This is a genomic window from Sanguibacter hominis ATCC BAA-789, assembly GCF_012396185.1.
Taxonomy (GTDB): Bacteria; Actinomycetota; Actinomycetes; order Actinomycetales; family Cellulomonadaceae; genus Flavimobilis; species Flavimobilis hominis.
Map to the genome: position 1 here is coordinate 154,117 of NZ_JAAXOW010000003.1, position 16,307 is coordinate 170,423.

The 16,307-nt window shown below is 72.7% G+C and carries 17 protein-coding genes; 8 read left to right on the forward strand and 9 right to left on the reverse strand.

All coding sequences use genetic code 11. From position 1 onward, the window contains the following. Window positions 1-41 precede the first annotated feature (41 nt). The gene (locus HF995_RS10390) at window positions 42-452 is read right to left on the reverse strand and encodes a DUF5997 family protein (RefSeq protein ID WP_168447740.1); all 411 of its coding nucleotides are present in this window, start codon (window positions 450-452) and stop codon (window positions 42-44) included. A 67-nt stretch (window positions 453-519) separates the two neighbouring features. Here HF995_RS10390 and HF995_RS10395 point away from each other — a divergent pair, with 67 nt between their 5' ends. Next, window positions 520-1,479, forward strand: coding sequence for a LysR substrate-binding domain-containing protein (locus tag HF995_RS10395; RefSeq protein WP_350308840.1), 960 nt, complete (start codon window positions 520-522; stop codon window positions 1,477-1,479). A 213-nt stretch (window positions 1,480-1,692) separates the two neighbouring features. On the opposite strand, the gene HF995_RS10400 is transcribed toward HF995_RS10395, so the two are convergent. Both HF995_RS10400 and msrA read right to left on the reverse strand, forming a co-directional pair. Continuing rightward, window positions 1,693-2,910 (reverse strand): pyridoxal phosphate-dependent aminotransferase, encoded by a 1,218-nt coding sequence (locus HF995_RS10400; RefSeq protein WP_168447741.1) that lies wholly within the window; start codon window positions 2,908-2,910, stop codon window positions 1,693-1,695. A 71-nt stretch (window positions 2,911-2,981) separates the two neighbouring features. After that, window positions 2,982-3,638, reverse strand: coding sequence for a peptide-methionine (S)-S-oxide reductase MsrA (gene msrA / locus HF995_RS10405; RefSeq protein ID WP_286189523.1), 657 nt, complete (start codon window positions 3,636-3,638; stop codon window positions 2,982-2,984). 152 nt (window positions 3,639-3,790) lie between these two features. Between msrA and HF995_RS10410 the strand changes: the two genes are divergently transcribed. Both HF995_RS10410 and ilvA read left to right on the forward strand, forming a co-directional pair. Continuing rightward, a complete protein-coding gene (locus HF995_RS10410; RefSeq protein ID WP_350308841.1) occupies window positions 3,791-5,113 on the forward strand; it encodes an AI-2E family transporter in 1,323 nt (440 codons plus the stop codon). Between the two features lie 47 nt (window positions 5,114-5,160). Beyond that, window positions 5,161-6,330 (forward strand): threonine ammonia-lyase, encoded by a 1,170-nt coding sequence (gene ilvA, locus HF995_RS10415; RefSeq protein WP_168447917.1) that lies wholly within the window; start codon window positions 5,161-5,163, stop codon window positions 6,328-6,330. Between the two features lie 62 nt (window positions 6,331-6,392). On the opposite strand, the gene greA is transcribed toward ilvA, so the two are convergent. Together greA and HF995_RS10425 are read right to left on the reverse strand one after the other, a co-directional pair. Beyond that, complete coding sequence (greA, locus tag HF995_RS10420; protein ID WP_168447742.1) at window positions 6,393-6,878, reverse strand: transcription elongation factor GreA; 486 nt, start codon at window positions 6,876-6,878, stop codon at window positions 6,393-6,395. A gap of 171 nt (window positions 6,879-7,049) precedes the next feature. Next, entirely contained in the window at window positions 7,050-7,484 is a 435-nt protein-coding gene (locus tag HF995_RS10425; RefSeq protein WP_168447743.1) for a DUF4307 domain-containing protein, read from the reverse strand. A 36-nt stretch (window positions 7,485-7,520) separates the two neighbouring features. On the opposite strand from HF995_RS10425, the gene mca reads away from it, so the two are divergent. The 3 genes from mca to HF995_RS10440 are packed head-to-tail and all read left to right on the forward strand — an operon-like array spanning window position 7,521 to window position 9,540. Further along, the gene (gene mca, locus HF995_RS10430) at window positions 7,521-8,405 is read left to right on the forward strand and encodes a mycothiol conjugate amidase Mca (protein ID WP_168447744.1); all 885 of its coding nucleotides are present in this window, start codon (window positions 7,521-7,523) and stop codon (window positions 8,403-8,405) included. Next, window positions 8,402-8,734 (forward strand): hypothetical protein, encoded by a 333-nt coding sequence (locus HF995_RS10435; RefSeq protein ID WP_168447745.1) that lies wholly within the window; start codon window positions 8,402-8,404, stop codon window positions 8,732-8,734. The genes mca and HF995_RS10435 overlap by 4 nt, the downstream gene beginning before the upstream one ends. A gap of 2 nt (window positions 8,735-8,736) precedes the next feature. Next, a complete protein-coding gene (locus HF995_RS10440; protein ID WP_350308842.1) occupies window positions 8,737-9,540 on the forward strand; it encodes a carbon-nitrogen hydrolase family protein in 804 nt (267 codons plus the stop codon). Between the two features lie 36 nt (window positions 9,541-9,576). On the opposite strand, the gene trhA is transcribed toward HF995_RS10440, so the two are convergent. Continuing rightward, on the reverse strand, window positions 9,577-10,287 hold the full coding sequence (trhA, locus tag HF995_RS10445) for a PAQR family membrane homeostasis protein TrhA (protein WP_168447746.1): 711 nt from the start codon (window positions 10,285-10,287) through the stop codon (window positions 9,577-9,579). Between the two features lie 170 nt (window positions 10,288-10,457). Between trhA and HF995_RS10450 the strand changes: the two genes are divergently transcribed. Further along, window positions 10,458-11,219, forward strand: a complete 762-nt coding sequence (locus tag HF995_RS10450) for an isoprenyl transferase (RefSeq protein WP_168447747.1) — start codon at window positions 10,458-10,460, stop codon at window positions 11,217-11,219. Between the two features lie 3 nt (window positions 11,220-11,222). Here HF995_RS10450 and HF995_RS10455 read toward each other — a convergent pair whose 3' ends face one another. Genes HF995_RS10455 through HF995_RS10465 form a run of 3 tightly spaced genes read right to left on the reverse strand, consistent with a single transcriptional unit; the run spans window position 11,223 to window position 15,888 of the window. Further along, the gene (locus tag HF995_RS10455; RefSeq protein WP_168447748.1) at window positions 11,223-13,877 is read right to left on the reverse strand and encodes a multicopper oxidase domain-containing protein; all 2,655 of its coding nucleotides are present in this window, start codon (window positions 13,875-13,877) and stop codon (window positions 11,223-11,225) included. After that, window positions 13,874-15,028, reverse strand: coding sequence for a DUF8744 domain-containing protein (locus HF995_RS10460; protein WP_210727392.1), 1,155 nt, complete (start codon window positions 15,026-15,028; stop codon window positions 13,874-13,876). Before HF995_RS10460 ends, HF995_RS10455 begins: the two co-directional genes overlap by 4 nt. Continuing rightward, window positions 15,025-15,888, reverse strand: a complete 864-nt coding sequence (locus tag HF995_RS10465) for a helix-turn-helix transcriptional regulator (RefSeq protein ID WP_210727393.1) — start codon at window positions 15,886-15,888, stop codon at window positions 15,025-15,027. The genes HF995_RS10460 and HF995_RS10465 overlap by 4 nt, the downstream gene beginning before the upstream one ends. A gap of 80 nt (window positions 15,889-15,968) precedes the next feature. Between HF995_RS10465 and HF995_RS10470 the strand changes: the two genes are divergently transcribed. Beyond that, window positions 15,969-16,307, forward strand: coding sequence for a DUF2249 domain-containing protein (locus HF995_RS10470; protein ID WP_168447749.1), 339 nt, complete (start codon window positions 15,969-15,971; stop codon window positions 16,305-16,307).

The following is a 16,307-nucleotide window of genomic DNA, read 5'->3' on the forward strand; positions in this document are numbered from 1 at the left end:
GGCATCCAGGGGTGGGGCGTCGTGCGCGCAGGCGCGAGGCCTCAGGAACGAGGCGCCTTGCGTGCCGCCTTCTTCGCGGCCTCAGCGTCACGCGCCTTGATCCGCTCCTCCTCGCGGCGCACCTCCGCCTGCGTCTCGCGCTCACGCTGGAGCCACGTCGGGTTCGACTCGCGCAGGTCGGTGATCTGCTCGGTCGTGAGCGGTTCGGTCACGCCGCCACGGGCGAGGCCCGCGATCGAGACGCCGAGGCGCGCGGCGACGACGGGGCGCGGGTGCGGCCCTTCGCGGCGCAGGTCGGCGAGCCACTGCGGCGGGTCCGCCTGGAGCGCGTCGAGCTCTTCGCGGGTGATGAGGCGCTGCTGGAAGTCCTCCGGGGTCGCGGGGAGGTACACGCCCAGCTTCTTCGCCGCGGTGGCGGCCTTCATCGACTGCGGGCTCTTGCGTGAGGTCATGGCGACCATCCTATCGGCGTGCGCAGCGGCCGCGTGGTGCCGCAGGCCCGACCGGTAGCCTTGGCAGGTGAACGAGACCCCCCATGAGACCGCGCCGACTGAGCCCGAGGCGTCCGCCGCCCCGCAGGCGTTCCGGCTCGGCTTCGCGCCGGGCGTCACCCCCGCGAAGTGGGTGCGCACGTGGCGCGACCGGCTCACGGTCCCGCTCGAGCTCGTGCCGATCGGCACGCTCGACGCCGGCGCGAGCGTGCGCGACGGCGTGGTCCACGCTGCTCTCGTGCGCCGTCCCGTCGTGCGGACCGGCCGCCCGGGCACCGCCGAGGCCCGCACGAAGGTCCTGCACGCGATCCCGCTGTACGACGAGGTCCCAGTTGTCGTCGTCGGCAAGGAGCACCTCCTGTCGCTCGCGGACGAGGTGACGATCGTCGACCTCGCCGACGAGCTCGTGCTGCACCCGCTCGACGACGTGCTCGACTGGGCAGGTGTCGGTGACGACGCCGCGCCCGCCGACCGTGGGACGCCGCCCGGGCTGCCCGCGCTCGAGCGTCCCGACGACGCCGCGGCCGCGATCGCGCTCGTCGCCGCCGGGGTGGGCGTCGTCGTCGTACCGATGTCCGTCGCGCGGCTGCACCATCGCAAGGACGTCGTGCACGTGCCCTACGCGGGCGGTCCGGCGTCGGGCGTGAGCCTCGTGTGGCCCGTCGACGGTGCCCACGAGCTCGCCGAAGAGCTCGTCGGGATCGTGCGCGGCCGCTCGGTCAACAGCTCGCGCGGCGCCGCAGCGACCGACACGCAGCAGGCGGCGCCCGGGAGCGACCGCCAGGCCGCGCCGCTCACGCGCGCCGAGAAGGAGCGCCGCGCCAAGGCCGCGGCGACCCGCAAGGCCGAGGACCACAAGGCCGCGCGCATCCGCAAGGTGGTCGAGCGCAACGAGGCTGCGCGCGCGAAGGCCATGGGCAAGAAGGCCGCCAAGGCCAAGAAGCCCGGCAAGCTCAGCAAGGGCGGCGGCAAGGGCCGCAAGCGCTGACCCGCGTCCCGTCCCGGCGGCGCGAGGCAGGTGGTGCCGCGCGAGGCAGCGCCGCCAGGACGGCGCGAGGTACTCGCGCCCGGACGGCGGTGAGGTAGTGGCTACCACGTGAGGTAGGGGTTCCCGCGCGAGGTAGGGGCTTGCAGGGCCCTACCTCGCGTGCAGCCCGCTACCTCGCGGGCGGCGCCGTGGGTCCGTGCCTGCAGGTGGCGGCTATCGGCGGATCTCCTCGAGGTACTCCGCGATGCGGCCGATCGCTTCCTCGAGCATCTTGACGTCCGGGAGCGCGACGAGGCGGAAGTGGTCCGGCTCGAACCAGTTGAACCCGGTACCGTGCGTCACGAGGATGTGCTTCGACTGCAGCAGGTCGAGCGCGAACGCCTCGTCGTCCTTGATGTCGTACGCCTCCGGCTCGAGCTTCGGGAAGCAGTACAGCGCGCCGCGAGGCTTCACCGACGTGACGCCGGGGATCTCGTTGAGCAGCTTGTCCGCGAGCATCGCCTGGTCGTAGAAGCGCCCGCCCGGGACGATGAGCTCGTTGATCGACTGGTAGCCGCCGAGCGCGGTCTGGATGGCGTGCTGCGCCGGCACGTTCGCGCACATGCGCATGTTCGCCATGAGGGTCAGGCCCTCGATGAAGTCCGTCGCGAGGTGCTTGGGCCCCGAGATCATGAGCCAGCCGGAGCGGTAGCCGCACACCCGGTACGCCTTCGACAGGCCGGAGAACGTCAGGCACAGCACGTCGTCGCCCGCGTACTTGGCGGTGTGGTGGTGCTGCGCACCGTCGTACAGGATCTTCTCGTAGATCTCGTCGGAGAAGATCACGAGGTCGTGGCGCCGCGCGATGTCGACGATGCCCTTGACCGTCTCCTCCGAGTAGACCGCGCCGGTCGGGTTGTTCGGGTTGATCAGCACGAGCCCGTAGGTGTTCTCGGTGATCTTGGACTCGATGTCCTCGAGGTCCGGGTTCCAGCCGTTCGACTCGTCGCACCGGTAGTGCACCGGCGTGCCGCCCGTGAGCGTCACCGCGCCGGTCCACAAGGGGTAGTCGGGGGCGGGCACGAGGATCTCGTTGCCGTCGTCGACGAACGCCTGGAGCGTCATCGTGATGAGCTCGGAGACGCCGTTGCCGATGAACACGTCCTCGACGTGGGTGTCCGTCAGGCCCTCGGCCTGGTAGTACTGCGCGACGGCGGTGCGCGCCGAGTAGATGCCGCGCGAGTCCGAGTAGCCCTGCGCCTCAGGAAGATGATGGATGACGTCCGCTGCGATGGTCGCGGGTGCCTCGAAGCCGAACGGCGCGGGGTTGCCGATGTTCAGCTTGAGGATCTTGTGGCCGAGCGCCTCGAGGCGCTGCGCCTCGACGAGGATCGGGCCTCGGACGTCGTACCGGACGTTCTTGAGCTTCCTGCTCTGTGTGATGGAGCGCATGTTCCATTCTGGCACTTCCGAGCAAGGCCATTCCCGGGGCGTCCGTGCTGGCCGCCCCGGGAGCGTGCAGGTCAGCCGCAGCGCACACCCGTCGCGTGGACCGGGCAGTACCCGTTCGGCACCTTGTGCAGGTACTGCTGGTGGTGCTCTTCGGCGTAGTAGAACGGCCCCGCCTCGGAGGCGGGGCGCAGCTCCGTGGTGATGTCAGAGAAGCCGCGCTCGCGCAGCCGCTCCTGGAAGACGGCGTGGGTGCGGCGCACGACCTCCTCCTGCTCCGGCGTCGTCCAGTAGACCGCGGAGCGGTACTGCGTGCCGACGTCGTTGCCCTGGCGGTAGCCCTGCGTCGGGTCATGGTTCTCCCAGAACGTCCGCAGGACGTCCTCGTCGCTCACGACGGCCGGGTCGTACGCGACGAGCACGGTCTCGGTGTGGCCGGTGAGAGACGTGCACGTCTCCTCGTACGTGGGGAACCTCGTGTAGCCGCCCTGGTAGCCCGCGGCCGTCGTCACGACGCCGGGCAGCTCCCAGAACAGCTTCTCCGCGCCCCAGAAGCACCCGAGGGCGAGATAGAGGACGCGCGTGCCGTCGGGCCACGGGCCCTGCAGCGCGGTCCCGAGCACGGCGTGCGTCTCGGGGACCGGGTAGGCGGACGCGTCCCGCCCGGCGAGCGCGCGCTCGCGGCTGACCATCGTGGATCTCGCTGACGAACCGAACAGACCTTCGAGCATGACGACCTCCCTCGCTCGCTGCGCACGCGCGGCGGTGGCAGCACCGGTCAGAACGCGGCGACGCGCGCAGATGTTCCCGCCTGTCAGGAGGCGGTGCGGCCCGTAGGCTGGTCGGGTGCTCCCGAGCGGCGGAGCACCCGGCGGGAGGTCAAGTGAGCGCGAACGGCAGCGGGACGAGGGACGAGGTCACGGACGGCGGCGCGACGGTCGATGCGGCCGTGGTCGAGCGGCGCGACGCGCCGACGGCGGCAGGGGCTGAGTTCCGGGCCGCCGACACCATCCCTCCGGTGATCCAGAGCGCCGCCGCGTGGACGTGGCGCCTGCTCGTCGTCGGGCTCGGCGTCGCGGCCGCGATCTGGCTCGTGAAGACGTTCAGCCCGCTGTTGATCCCGATCGCGGTCGCCCTCTTGTTCACGGTGCTGCTCGCCCCGCTCGTCAAGACGCTCCAGGTCCACCTGAGGTTCCCGCGCGCCCTGGCCGCGGCGGTCGGTGTGATCGGCCTGATCGCCGTGATCTTCGGTCTCGTGTTCATCGCCGGACGGTCGATCGTCACGGGCTTCGCGAACCTGTCGACCCAGGCGTCCGAAGGGCTCAACCAGGCGATCGACTGGCTGTCGACGGGACCGCTCGAGCTGGACGTGCAGCGCCTCGACGAGGCGATCGAGACCGCGACGACGACGATCGAGGACAACCTCGGGACGATCCTCGCGGGCGCGGCGAGCGTCACCGCGACGGTCACGGGTGTCCTGACGGGCACCGTCATCGCGCTGTTCTGCACGTTCTTCTTCCTGCTCGACGGCCGCGCGATCTGGACGTGGGTGGTGGGCCTCCTGCCGCGCCAGGCGCGGCAGCAGGTGCACCAGGCGGGCCGTCGCGGTCTGGTCACGCTCGCGGCCTACACGCGGACCCAGATACTCGTGGCTGCGGTCGATGCGACGGGCATCGGCGTCGGCGCCGCGATCCTCGGGCTGCCGCTCGCGCTCCCGCTCGGCATCCTCGTGTTCGTCGGTTCGTTCATCCCGTTCGTCGGGGCGCTCGTCACGGGGGCGATGGCGGTCCTCGTCGCGCTCGTCGTCAAGGGGTGGGTGACGGCGGTGATCATGCTCGTGATCGTGCTCGCGGTCCAGCAGATCGAGGGCAACGTGCTCCAGCCGTTCCTCATGGGCCATGCGGTCGCGCTGCACCCGGTGGCCGTCCTGCTCGTCGTGACGGGCGGGACCATGTACGCGGGGATCGTCGGCGCGCTGTTCGCCGTGCCGGTCGCGGCGGTGCTCAACACGGTGCTGCTGTTCTTCCACGGGCACGACAAGTTCCCCGACCTCGGCATCGACGACCGCCTGACCGTGAGACCGACGGCCGAGGCGGAGCTTCGCGCGCGTGCCCGCGCCCTGCGCCGCGGCGCGGACGACGGCCCGAACTACTCTGCGGCGGACGAGGACGACGCCGAGGCGGCGTCGCGCAAGGGCGAGCTGTGACGGGCGCGCCCGTGGTGACGCGCGAGTCGATCCTCGACGCCGCGCGGATGCTCGAGGGCGTCGTGGTGCGCACGCCCGTCGAGTCGAGCCGCGTCCTGAGCGAGCTCACGGGGCAGCGCGTCTTGCTCAAGTGCGAGAACCTCCAGCGTGCCGGGTCGTTCAAGGTGCGCGGCGCGTACGTGCGGATGGCGCGGCTGAGCGAGGAGGAGCGCCGCCACGGCGTCGTCGCGGCGAGCGCCGGCAACCACGCGCAGGGCGTCGCGGTCGCAGCACGGACCCTCGGCATCCACGCGGTCGTCTACATGCCGACCGACGCCTCCCTGCCGAAGGTCGCGGCGACGCGCGAGTACGGCGCGGAGGTGCGGCTCGTGGGTTCGAGCGTCGACGACGCTCTCGCTGCTGCGCACCAGCACGCCCGCGCCACGGGCGCGGTGCTCATCCACCCGTTCGACCATCCGGACATCGTCGCGGGACAGGCGACGATCGCGTGCGAGATCCTCGAGCAGGTGCCTGACGTCGCGACAGTCCTCGTGCCCGTCGGCGGGGGAGGGCTCGCGGCCGGTCTCGTCGCCGCGTTCGGCTACCTGGCTCCGCACGTGCGAGTGGTCGGCGTGCAGGCCGAGCGCATGGCGTCGTACCCCGGCTCGCTGCGCGACGGCACGCCTTCTGCAGTCGAGCCGCGCTCGACGATGGCGGACGGCATCGCGGTCGGCATGCCCGGGCAGGTCCCGTTCGACGTGATCGCGCACGGCAACGCGGAGATCCGCACCGTCTCCGAGGAGCATCTCTCGCGCGGGCTGCTGCTCGTTGCGGAGCGCGCGAAGCTGCTGGTCGAGCCGGCGGGGGCGGCGGGCGTCGCTGCACTGATCGCGGAGCCAGGCTCGGTCGAGGGCCCGGTCGTCTGCGTGCTCTCCGGGGGGAACATCGACCCGGTCGTCCTGCTGCGGGTCGTCCGGCACGGTCTCGCGTCGGCGGGCCGCTACCTCCAGGTGCGCGTGCTGCTGACCGACCGTCCGGGTGCGCTCGCGAACCTCATGCTCGACCTCGCCGAGGTTGGCGGGAACGTGATGCACGTCGAGCACGTCCGCACGGGACCGCACCTCGCGATCGACGAGGTCGAGGTGGTCGCGCAGGTCGAGACGAAGGGGCACGAGCACTGCGCCGAGCTGCTGGACCACCTGCGTCGTCAGGGCTACGTGCTGCCCGACGAACGCTGAACCTCGAACGACGAGGGCCCCGGTCACCTTGCGGTGACCGGGGCCCTCGTCGTTCGTCTGCGTCAGCCCTGGAACGGCTTGGCGCTCTTGATGACGACCGTGATCTCGGCGCCGTTGGGCGCGTTGTACGAGACCGTGTCACCGACGGCGCGGCCGTTGATCGCGGCGCCGAGCGGGGACTTGTCCGAGTACACGGCGATGTCGGTCGTGCCGGCGATCTCGCGCGAGCCGAGGAGGAACTCGATGTCGTCACCCGCGACCTCGGCGAGGACGAGCATGCCCGGCTCGACGACGCCGTCGTCCGGCGGGGTGCCGATCTGGGCGTTCTCGAGCTTCGCCTTGAGCTCGCGGATGCGTGCCTCCTGCTTCGCCTGCTCCTCGCGGGCGGCGTGGTAGCCGGAGTTCTCCTTCAGGTCGCCCTCGTCGCGCGCCTGGGCGATCCTCGTCGCGATCTCGGTGCGGCCAGGCCCGGTGAGGTGCTCGTACTCGGCCTTCAGCCGGTCGTAGGCCTCCTGGGTCAGCCACGTGGCGGCGGTGGTCTCGGCCACGATCGCTCCTTCCGTCAGTAAAGAAGTAGGCGCACGGTCAGTCACCGTGCGCCAGATGTGCTGTGCCCGGATCTCATTCGCGCAGGCGCGCGAGGTCGAGGACAGCGGTCGAAACACTCAGCATAGCCGGTGCTTCGTGCCTGGCGCGAGACTCCCGCCCGCGCGAGGGTGCTAGCGCGCGGTGCAGCTCTCGACCATGCCGGTCGTCGCGAGCTCGGACGTGCGTACCTCGACGGTGAACGTCTCGCGCTCGGAGGTGCCCGGGCCGATCGTCACGTCACGGAAGCCGACCTGGCCGTATGCCGTGTTGAGCGCGACGAGACGGCAGTCGAGCGTCAGATCGGCGTCCTTGGTGACGTTGAAGGTCACGGTCACGGCCTCGGGGCCCTGGACGGCGAAGCCGACGTCCTGCGTCGTGAACTTCTCGCTCGCGACCATGCTCCAGCCGCTCCATGCGGCGGCGACCGTGCCGACGATGCCGACCGTCCACAGGGCGGCGACGCGCAGGCGGCGCGCACGCGCGTCGGGAGCGACGGTGCCGTACCGCTCGGCGAGCGGGTCGGGAGCCGGATCTGTCGACGGGCCGCTGGGCGAGGTCTCGGACATAGAATCATTGTCTCTCACCTCGAAGGGAAGTGGCTTATGTCCTCGACTCCGTTGCGCCTGCTGGCGGTGCACGCGCACCCCGACGACGAGTCGAGCAAGGGCGCGGCGACGATGGCCCGCTACGCGGCCGAGGGGGTCGAGGTCCTCGTCGTCTCGTGCACCGGAGGCGAGCGTGGCTCGATCCTCAACCCGAGCTGCACGCTCGCGCCGTCGACGATCGAGGAGATGGCTGCGATCCGGCGCGTCGAGATGGCGGCGGCCGCCGAGGCGCTCGGTGTCCAGCACCGTTGGCTCGGATTCGTCGACTCGGGCCTGCCCGAGGGTGACCCGCTCCCGCCGCTCCCCGAGGGGTGTTTCGCGCTCGTCCCGCTCGAGGAGGCGTCGGCGCCGCTCGTCGAGATCGTCCGCGACTTCCGTCCGCACGTCATGACGACGTACGACCCGTCCGGCGGCTACCCCCACCCTGACCACGTCATGTGCCACCGCGTCGCTTTCGAGGCGTACCACGCGGCAGGTGACGCCGAGCGCTACCGCGGCCACGGTGAGCCGTGGGCCCCGTCGAAGCTGTACTACAACCACGACTTCTCGATGAAGCGGATCCGCACGGTCCACGAGGCCATGGCCGACGCGGGCCTCGAGTCGCCGTTCGGCGAGTGGGTCGAGACGCGGGCAGCGCGCGAGATCGTCGAGCGTCAGGCGACGACCGCGGTGCACTGCGCCGACTACTTCGACCGCCGGGATCGCGCGCTCATCGCGCACGAGACCCAGATCGACCCGGACGGGTTCTTCTTCGGCACGCCACGCGACCTCGAGGCCGAGGTCTGGCCTGTCGAGGAGTTCGAGCTCGCCCACTCGCGCGTGCCCACCACGCTCCCCGAGGACGACCTGTTCGCCGGGATCCGTCACGAGGAGATCGCATGACCGTCCAGCTCGTCCCGCACACGTCGGCGCTCACGTTCGAGACCGTCAGCCCGAGCCCGTCGCCGACCGACGTGCTGCGCGGTGACCTCAACGAGTACGACGTGACGCCAGGCCTGATCGGCTTCCTCGCGATCTTCTTCATCGCGGTCGTGTGCATCCTCGGCTGGTTCTCGATGAACCGGCGCGTGCGTCGGCTGCGCTTCGAGGAGCGTGCCGAGGCGGCGCGCGAGCCGCGCGACGTCACGGTCGAGGAGGCAGCGGCCGAGGGCCCCGGGGTCGCTGAGCCGGCCGGTGACCACGGCCCGACGCCGGGCCGCGCCGACGGCTGATCGTGCGCGTCTCGCTCGCGCAGGTCGCCGCGGTCGCTGACGCGGACGCGTGCCGTGCGCTCGCGCGCGAGGCGGTCGGGCGTGGGGCCGACGACGGCGCGGACCTCGTCGTCCTGCCCGAGTACGCGTCGTACTTCGATCCGCGCGGCGTGGACGCGGGGGCGGCCGAGCCCGTGGACGGGCCGTTCGTCATCGAGATGCGTGAGGCCGCGCGACGCCACGACGTCGCCGTCGCGGCAGGCGTCACCCTGGAGGGTGACGGACGAGGGCGCGCGAGCAACGGCGTCGTGCTCGTCGACGCTCAGGGCGAGCTGCGAGGCGTGTACCGCAAGGTCCACCTGTACGACGCGTACGGCGAGCGCGAGTCCGAGCGGTTCGCCCCCGGGCCGTTCGACATGCCCCCGACGATGACCGTCGGTGACGGGACCGTCGGCGTCATGACCTGCTACGACCTGAGGTTCCCCGAGTCGGCGCGGCGCGCGCTCGACGCCGGTGCTGACGTCCTGCTGTGCCCGGCGGCGTGGGCTGCGGGGCCGGGCAAGATCGAGCAGTGGACCGTGCTCGCGCAGGCGCGTGCGATCGAGAGCACGGCGTTCGTCGTCGCGGTCGGGATGGCGGGGCGCGGCGTGTGCGGGAGCAGCACCGCGGTGGGCCCGGACGGGACTGTCCGTGCACGGCTGGGTCTCGAGCCCGGTCAGGTGACGGTCGACCTCGACCACGCGGACGTCGTGCGCACGCGTGAGCGCAACCCGTCGCTCGCGAACCGCCGGTTCGCCGTCGTGCCGCGTGAGGGTGCGGGAGGCTGAGCGCAGCCCAGGAGGCTCGGGGGTGGGGCAGGCAGGTCAGAGCGTGTTGAGCGCGACGACGACTGCCGCGAAGTGGCACCAGAACCCGACCACGGTGCCCGCGTGGAACAGCTCGTGGAACCCGAACCAGCGCGGCACCGGGTTGGGCCGCTTGGTCGCGTACATGACCGCACCCACCGTGTAGGCGAGCCCGCCGAGCGCGACGAGCCACACGACGTCCTGGAAGCCGAGCCCCCAGAAGGTCGGCATGTAGCCGACCGCGACCCAACCGAGCGCGATGTACACCGGCGTGTAGATCCACCGGGGTGCGCCGAGCCAGATCATCCGCGCGGTGATGCCGAGCGCTGCGCCGCTCCACACGATCGCGAGGAGGATCGTGGCCGCGCGCGTGTCGAGCATGAGCACGGCGAGCGGGGTGTAGCTGCCCGCGATGATCAGGAAGATGTTCGCGTGGTCCGCCCGGCGCAGCGCGGCCTTGACGGAGGGCCGCCAGTTCCCGAGGTGGTAGACGGCGCTCGTGCCGAACAGCAGCGCCGCGGTGATCGCGAAGACGAGGGACGCGACGCGCGGGGCGGTCGGCGGCGCGGCGACGGTCAGGAGGACGCCCGCGACGACCACGAGCGGGAAGTTGATCGCGTGGATCCAGCCGCGCAGGCGCGGCTTGACCACGTCGACGGGACCGGGGAGGTCGTCTGCGGGGCCTACGGGGTGTGCGGTCGCGTCGGTCGGGCTCGTGTCCTGCGCCATGGCGTCAGACTAACCTACGGTCCCGTAGGTTACGTGTCGGGTGTTGTGAGAGTTTGGCGGACGGGCCTGTGGAGTCCGGTCTGAGGCGCACCGCCGTCCGGTACCGTGATCCTCGTCGCGCCGCGGGCCCCTGCGGGCGGCACCACCTCCAGCACCATGAGCGAGGACCAGTGCGGTTACCCCAGCAGCTCTACGGGCTCTACGAGCGTCAGCTCATGCGGTCGTTGCCGCACGAGGCGCTGCCCCGCCACATCGGCGTCATCCTCGACGGCAACCGCCGCTGGGCGCGCACCTTCGGCGAGTCCACCGCGACCGGTCACCAGCGCGGCGCCGAGAAGATCACCGAGTTCCTCGGCTGGAGCGAGGAGATCGGCACCGAGGTCGTCACGCTCTGGATGCTCTCGACGGACAACCTCACGCGGGACCCTGAGGAGCTCGAGGCGCTCCTCGGGATCATCGTCTCCGCGGTCGAGGGCCTTGCGGCGTGCGGCCGCTGGCGGCTGCGCATCATGGGCCGGCTCGACCTGCTTCCCGACGACGTCGCCGCGACGCTGCGCGAGGCTGAGGCCAGCACGGAGGGCAACACGGGGCTGCACGTCAACGTCGCGATCGGCTATGGCGGCCGCCACGAGATCGCCGACGCCGTACGCGACTACCTGCGCGACCGCGCGCAGGCGGGGCTCACGATCGCCGAGGTCGCGGACGTCGTCGACGTCGAGGACATCGCCGCGCACCTCTACACGCGCGGACAGCCCGACCCTGACCTCGTGATCCGCACCTCCGGGGAGCAGCGGCTCTCCGGGTTCCTCCTGTGGCAGTCCGCGCACTCGGAGTACTACTTCTGCGAGGCGTACTGGCCGAGCTTCCGCCGCGTCGACTTCCTGCGGGCCCTGCGCTCCTACGTCACGCGCGACCGCCGGCTCGGCCGCTGAACCTCACGGCGCCACGACGAACGCCCCGCGCGCGCCGCGCTCGGCGTCCGACATGACGTGCGTGACGAACGGGTAGGTCCCGGCCTCGGGAAGCTCGAGCTCGACGAACCCACCCTGCGCGACGGTGAGGCCGAGTGCCTGCGCGCCGCCCTGCTCGGCGCCGCCAGGACGCAGGCGGTACGCGCCCTCGTGGAACACCGTGTCGAACTGCCCGCCCACGACGTGGAACGACGAGCCCACGTTCGGCCCCGCCGCGAGGACCCACACGCGCACACGGTCGCCAGCACGGACCTCGACCGGGTCGTGCAGATAGCCGTCGGCGTACCCGTTGAAGACGACCAGGTCGGGGTGGCCTGAACCGACCCGCTCGGCGTCGACCTCGCCACCCTGCGGGCCGAGGTACATCTCCGACTGCACGAGCACGAGCTCGTGGTCGACGGGCGCGAGGTCGGGCGGGTCGATGACGACCGCGCCCATCATCCCGTTCGCGATGTGCGCGCTCATCGGCGCCGTCGAGCAGTGGTACATCCAGATGCCCGAGCGGGTCGCCGTGAAGCGGTAGGTGAGCGTCTCGCCCGGGGCGATCGTCCGCATCGGCTCGTCCGGGGCGAGCGCGCCCGCGTGGAAGTCGATCGAGTGACCGATGCTGCCGTCGTTGACGAGCGTGATCTCGAACCGGTCCCCCACCTTCCCGCGGATGACAGGCCCGGGCGCCGACCCGCCGAAGGTCCACAGGGTCTGCGTGACCCCGGGAGCGACCTCCGTGAGCTGGTCCGTGACCTCGAGCGTGATCCGGTGCACCTTCTCGTCCGTCGCGGGCGCGACGCGCGGGTCGCGGGCCTCGAACCCCGGCGCGGGAGCGCGGGACAGGTCGATGTCGGCGGCGGCGCTCGCGGTCGGCTGCCCGGTCCCGGCGGTCGCGTGGCCCGGGTGGCCACCGACCGTCGCGGTGGGCACGCCCGTCGGGACGATCGTCAGCCGCATGCCCGACTGCTTGTGCCCGACGATCGTGCACCAGCCCTCGATGGTCCGGTCGACGACGCCCACGTCGAGCGTGACCGTCTCGCCGACCCCGATGCGTCCCGAGTGGTGGCCGGTGTCGAGCGCGAGGTCGTGGACCGTCGTCGTGTCCGTGTTGGTGATCGTCAGGACGAGGCGGTCACCCGCGGGCACGGTGATCTGCGAAGGGATGAACGTCATGTCGCGCGTCTCGATCGCGACCGTCGTCGTCCGTCCTGTCGGCGTCACGCCGGCTGGCTCCGCCCCGGTGGCGGCGGCCGACGTCGCCGGACGCACCGGCGGGTCGAGCGCCGTCGCGCCGGCGACGACGAGGAGCAGGACGCTCACACCGGCGACGAGGGCGCCCGTCGGGCGACGGGGGGGAGCGGGCTCCGCTGCGCGCGGCAGGTCGCCGCCTGCTGCGACGGTCCGGCGGGCGCGCCGGTGGTCGCGCAGCGCGAGCCCGAGCACGGGCAGGAACGACGCGAGGGCGACGAGCGCCGCGATGCTCGCGAGCGCGGCGAGCGTGCTGCTGCCCGGCAGGACGAACAGCAGCAGCCCACCGTTCGCCACGACCACCCGCACGACGGCGCCGCTCTCGAGGCGCGCCCCCGTCGCCCGGACGGTCGCCGGGCCGCCGCCGAGCACGACCGGCACGAGATAGGTGAGCGCGCCGAGGACGAGCTGTGCGGCGAAGCCGCCGACGAGCGGCGCGACGAGCGCCCCGACACGCGTCGCGACGACCTCCCACGTGGGGCTCACGAGCAGCAGCACGACGAGCGTGGCGAGCGAGCCGACGAGCCACGTCGTCGCCGCGGCGGTGGACCACGTCGCGAACGACGACGGCGGTCGCCGGCGCGCGCTCGTGACCATCGGCACGAGCGACACGACGACCCCGCCCACGTAGACGAGAACCCCCGCCGCGGCCACGGCTCGCACGCCGACGAGCGCGCCACCGGCTCCGAAGGCGAGCCCCGCGAGCATGAGAGCGAGCGTGCGGCCGGCGGCGCGGGGCGCCGTGGCGTCCATCGCGGTGCGCAGCATCGTCGGCCACAGCGTGACGAGAGTGCCGAGGACCGTGAGCCCCACGAACCCGAGCAGGTTCAGTCCGGCGTGCGCGAGGACGAGGCGCACGTGCCAGCCCGTCGCGGCGCCGCCGCGCGCGAGCAGCACGCCGAGCGCCGCGCCGAGCGGCAGGAGCGTGCCAGCGGCGACGTAGAAGCGCACGCACACCAGGAACCGGGGCGCGAGCGCGCTGCGGGACTGGAGCCACAGCGTCACGGCGTGCGCCGCGACGGCGAGGCCCACGAGGACGGCGCCGACGAGGGTCGCGGTCCAGCGGCTCGTCACCATCCCGGTCACGGTCGTGACGACGCCGACGTTGAGCACCACGAGGCGGGCAGCCTGCCAGCGCCGCGACGCGGGCGTGACGCGGCGTCGCAGGAGGGCGTCGGCGAAGTGCGCGCTCCACACGCAGACGGCGTTCGTGACGGCGCCGAGCAGCGTCATGTGCACGAGGAGCCACGTGGAGGCCGGGATCTCGCGGTGCGCGACCGCGACGACGACGGTCGCGGCGAGCCAGGCGACGACGGGCGCGTTCGCCCCGAGGTGCCACGTCGACCGGGCCGAGAGCGGGCGGGGGGACGGGGTCGCGGTCATCTCAGGGCGTCCTCGGTGGCCGTGGAGGCGGGCGCGGGTGACGCGGCGCCCTCGGTCGGTCCGGCGGGTGGCGGGGGCACCGCGGGGGCGCGGGTGCGTCCGCGCACGCCCGCAGCGACCATGGTGACGACGAGCAGGAGCACGGCGACGACGTTGCCGACGCCGCCGACCTGCACGATCGTCGCCAGGCCGCGGGCGTCACCGACCGCGACGCGCACGAGGAGCGTCACGTGCAGCACGACGACGGGGACGTACATCGCCGGGTGGTAGGGGAGCCGGACGCGCAGCACGGCCGGCAGGATGACGGGTGCGTGCGCCATGATCATCGAGATCGTGAACCCGAGGAAGACGCTGTGCAGCACGGCGTCGTACCCGGGCCCGCTCGACTGCCGGCCGCCGAGGAGCCACACGAGACCGGCCGTCGCGAGCCACGCGTACGCGGCGAGCAGGCTCCAGGCCATGTACCGCGGGAGCCCGGTGCTGCGGACGGTCCGGCGGGCGACGTCGTGCACCGCTAGCCAGCCGCACAGCGCGAGGAGCGCCGCGCCGAGGAGTGGGTAGCCGGCTGTCGGCCAGAGCGTCGTCGCGACGCACGCGCCCGCGATCGCCAGGCACAGCGTGAGCACGCTGCCCTCGGCGCGCGCGCCGAGCATCGCGACGCGCGCGAGCTCGAGCCGCTCGCCTGCGATCGTCGTGACGACGAACGCCGCGAGCCAGGGCACGACGTCGGGCATCGCGGCACCGCCCCACCACTGCAGCGCCGCGCCGAGAGCGAGGACGGCGCCGAGCAGCTGGACGACGACGGAGTCGTCGCGCGTGCGGCGCCACAGCGGTACGTAGAGCGCGACGAGCGCGCCTGTGCCGGCGACGAGCAGACCTTGCCCGGCAGCGAGCGGGAGCGGGCTCAGCAGCGCGACGCCGCCGAGGCCGAGGAGGACCGGAGCGAGGAAGCCCCAGGCGCGACGCAGCGCGACCGCGCGCTCGAGCGCGATCACCGTGCCGACGAAGCCGAGCGTCATGAGCATGCCGTGCACGAGAGGCAGCCGGACGGTCGTGACCGGGGCGGGGAGGCCGAGGAGGAGCAGCCCTGCGTCGAGCCCGGCGAGGAGGGCGAGCGCTGCGGGGAGCAGGAAGACGGCGCGGCGGGTCATGTGGGCGTGCCGTCCTCGGTCGGCGTGCTGGCGGCGAGGGCCCTCTCGGCGTCGAGGAACGGGTCGCCTGCGAGCAGGAGCCGGCACGCGCCCTTCTCCGCGAAAGGGACGAGCGTGGTGCCCGCGGTCGGGGCTCCGAGCGCCTCGAGCGCGCCGCGGGCGAGCCCGAGATGGACGGCGCACACGACGTCCGGGTGGCGGTACGCGGCCTCGAGGAGCGGGCAGCGCCGCAGTGCGACGTCGCTCGCGTCCTCGTCGGTCGACGGCGCGAAGCCCAGGTCGTCGAGGAGGCGCACGACGGCGCGGCGGGCGTGGGTGGCGTCGTCGATCGCGTCGGGGCCTTGGGGCTCGGGCGGCCGTGCAGCGTCGCGTGGGCCGGGAGCGTCGGGGGTGAGGCCTGCGTCGCTGGCCTCCTGGGGGCGGCGGGTGCGGACGAGCTCGGCGCCCCAGCGGCGCCCTGCCGTGATCGCGTCGCCCGACGGGTCCGTGCTCGTGCGTGCGATCGTGTCGGCGAGCACGGCTGCGAGCGATGCGTACTCGACCGCGCCGTCGCTGAGACCGGGCTGCGGGACGGCGGTCGCGTAGAGCCAGGCGGGTCGGCCGCGGCCCTGGACGGGCGCGCGGCGGCGCTCGGCGAGCCGTGCGTCGACGAGGGTGTCGAGGTGCTCACGGACGGTGTTCGTGTGCTGGCCGAGGACTGCCGCGATCGCGGCGACGGTGCACGGCTCGGGCTGGGCGGACAGGACGTCGAGCACCTGCATCCGGGCCTTGGAGAGCCGGGCGGTGGGCGGGAGCTGGGGGGTCGGCGACGGTCCGTAGCCGGGGCGCGGCGACGCGGGGAAGCCCTGTCTATTTTCCACGGATAAAACTGTACTAATATTGCGAGCCCGAGGGAAGCGCGGCGAGCGCGCCCACCCCGCCCCACGACGGAAGGCCCGCCATGACCACCGAACCGATCGCCCTGACCACCGCCGCCGAGGTGGCCGCCGCAGTGCAGCCGGACCCCGCGACCGCACCCGTCCCGGGCACGTGCGGCTGCGGAGGGCACGACGACGCGAGCCTCCCCGTCCTCGACGCCCGCGTCATCCCGCACGCCATCCGGCACGCGACGATCTTCGGAGCGCTCGACAGCGTCCGCCCGGGCTCCGGCCTCGTCCTCCTCGCACCGCACGACCCCGTCCCGCTCCTCGCTCAGGTCGAGCAGCGGTGGCCCGGACGGTTCACCCTCGAGTACCTCGAGCGCGGACCGGTCGACTGGCGGCTCGCCTTCCTCGGCTGA